At 37.2% G+C, this 1,789-nt stretch carries 2 protein-coding genes; both read left to right on the plus strand.

Translation table 11 applies throughout. The annotated features are described in order from the left end of the window. Window positions 1–780: alpha amylase C-terminal domain-containing protein (locus tag MVY38_RS10845; RefSeq protein WP_297486177.1), on the plus strand; the 780-nt coding region annotated here is incomplete at its 5' end. Window positions 781–791: 11 nt separating this feature from the next. Then, the coding region (locus MVY38_RS10850) for a glucose-6-phosphate isomerase (protein WP_297486180.1) at window positions 792–1,789 on the plus strand (998 nt) is incomplete at its 3' end.

The raw sequence follows: 1,789 nt of genomic DNA on the forward strand, positions 1-1,789 counted from the left end.
ACAGGCCCTGTCGATAAAAATGGGCTTGGTTTTGGCTATAAGTGGAATATGGGTTGGATGCATGACATTTTAAAATATATGAAAGTAGATCCGCTCTTTCGTAAAGACCATCACACAGATTTGACCTTTAGTTTTGTTTATATGTTTTTTGAAAACTATATACTGCCGCTGAGTCATGATGAAGTAGTACATATGAAAGGCTCGCTTATCAACAAAATGCCAGGCGAATATGAGAACAAATTTGCCAATTTGCGTACTTTATATGCGCTTATGATGGCACATCCTGGAAAAAAACTGCTCTTTATGGGTGGCGAGTTTGCGCAGTTTAACGAGTGGCATTATGAGCAAAGTCTTGATTGGAATCTTTTAGAGTACAAACTGCATCATAGAATGTTAGCATGTATGAAAGAGCTCAACCGACTTTACAAAACAGAGCCATCTCTGCATAGAAACGATGTAGAACCAGAAGGCTTTTTATGGATAGAAGAGAATGACTATAATGCAAATGTCATCGCCTTTATACGCAAAGGTGCGCGAAATCAAAAACCAGTAATAATCATCTGTAATTTTGCAGATAAAGAGCATACTGGCTATCCACTTGGTCTGCCATCAAAAGGAGTCTATGAAGAGATATTTAACTCTGACTTCACAGAGTTTGGAGGGCAAATGCAGGAGTTAAGAAGTTTTACATCTCTTACAAAAGAGGCACAGGGAAGAAAAAACAGCATAAATATTACACTAACACCACTCAGTGTCAGTTATCTTAAAAAAATAAAATAGAGGAGTGTATGATGATAAAGTTTGAAGATGAATATCTTTGGGAACTAGATAAAAGTTTACAAAGTGTTATGATAAATGCTTATGATAAAATATTACAAGAGAAAGAGAACGGCACTTCAGGATATTTTACTTTAGGCAGCGACTCTTTGGAAATTATGGAAGAGGCCAAGCAACTTGCACAGACAAATAATTTTGTCAAACAGTGTGATACGGTTGTTGTCATCGGCATAGGTGGCTCTTCTCTTGGGACAAAAGCAATAGAGTCCATTTTTAAGTATAAAACTGCAGGTGTAAAAAGAATGCTCTTTTTGGAAAACCCTGATGAAATCGACCTTTCGCATAAACTCGCTTCTATTGAAAAGTCAAAAACACTCTTTTGTGTTGTCTCAAAATCGGGGCTTACCATAGAGACCATCTCTATATTTAAAGAGGTTATAGAGCGTTTTGAATTTGACTATAAAAGTCCACAAAAAGAGCAGATAATTGCTATTACCAATGAGGATTCTGCACTGCATAAGTTTGCACATCAGTATGGAATAAAAACTTACAACATTCCCGCAAATGTTGGTGGTAGATTTTCAGTGCTCAGTGCTGTTGGCATTGTTCCTTTAACCATAGCCGGATATGATACAAAGAGTATTTTAGAGGGAGCTTCTGAGATGGTAGAGAGCTTTTTTCACGGCAAAGAGCACCATCTGCTCAAAAAAGCGGCACTCCTTACAAAGCACAGAAAAGAGGCACCTATAAATGTCATATTTTCTTATGCGAACTGTTTGGAAGATTTTACAAAATGGTATGTGCAACTCTGGGCAGAATCACTTGGAAAAATTGATGCTTATGGCAACCATACGGGTCTTACTCCCATCGGACATATAGGCTCAGTTGATCAGCACTCATTCTTACAGCTCATTATGCAAGGGCCAAGAGATAAGACGGTCACATTTATCAAAGTAGAGAAGTTTGAAAAAGAGATAAAAGTTCCAAATATAACGCTAAAATTTTTAGAAAA

The organism is Sulfurimonas sp. (assembly GCF_027056685.1).
Taxonomy (GTDB): Bacteria; Campylobacterota; Campylobacteria; order Campylobacterales; family Sulfurimonadaceae; genus Sulfurimonas.